This window comes from Mesorhizobium sp. M4B.F.Ca.ET.089.01.1.1 (assembly GCF_004022605.1).
Taxonomy (GTDB): Bacteria; Pseudomonadota; Alphaproteobacteria; order Rhizobiales; family Rhizobiaceae; genus Mesorhizobium; species Mesorhizobium abyssinicae.
In genome coordinates this window covers 1-758 of sequence record NZ_RZOS01001065.1, presented here as the reverse complement: position 1 = coordinate 758, position 758 = coordinate 1, and the positions used below count along the sequence as shown (strand labels likewise).

Below are 758 nucleotides of genomic sequence, written 5' to 3'. Positions count from 1 at the left end.
TCGAGAGGTCGAGCTCGTTGCCGGCGATGACGAACATCTGCGCGATCGTCGCCAGCGCGATCGGGATCGCCAGGTTGAGCATCAGGGTGAAGCCGAAATAGGAGATGGCGCGCGGGTTGAGCCAGGCGATCGCCAAAAGCACCAGCGCCAGCGACAGCGCCGGCAGCAGGCTGCGCAGCATGCGCGCCCGCGCCGCCGCGCCGCCGCCAGCCGGCGACGCCTTCAATCTGGTTTCGAGCGAGGCCGCCGTCATCTCAGGCCGCGTCGCCGAACGAGGACTGGATGATCTTTTCCTCGGTCAGCTCGTCGCGTCCGAGATTGGCGACGATGCGGCCGTTCTTGAAGACATAGACGTGGTCGCAATTGTCGAGCTCTTCGGTTTCGGTTGTGTACCAGAGGAAGGTGCGGCCTCGGCCAGCCTCCTCGCGCACCAGGTCGTAGACTTCGAGCTTGGTGCCGATGTCGACGCCGCGCATCGGATCGTCCATCAGCACGATCCCGGCATCCGAGCCCAGCGCGCGCGCAAACAGCGCCTTCTGCTGGTTGCCCCCGGATAGCGAGTAGATGTTGTTGTTCATGTCCGGCGTGCGGATGCCGATCTTGTTCTTCCAGAAGTCGGCAAGCTCGGCCTCGCGCTGCGGCGAGATCAGCAACCCGGTGCGCAGCCGCGCCAGCGAGCGGATGCCGATATTCTCAGCGATCGACCACTGCGGGAAGATGCCGTCCGACTGGCGGTCGCCGGCCACCAGCGCCACCGG

Annotated in this window: 1 protein-coding gene and 1 pseudogene; both read right to left on the bottom strand. The window is 65.7% G+C overall.

Annotated features, from left to right (window positions below; all coding sequences use genetic code 11):
* A pseudogene (locus EN780_RS36040) lies at nt 1-253 on the bottom strand (ABC transporter permease); the annotation flags it as partial.
* A gap of 1 nt (nt 254) precedes the next feature.
* Nucleotides 255-758 (bottom strand): ATP-binding cassette domain-containing protein (locus EN780_RS36035; RefSeq protein WP_133372944.1); only part of this gene is annotated, 504 nt, incomplete at its 5' end.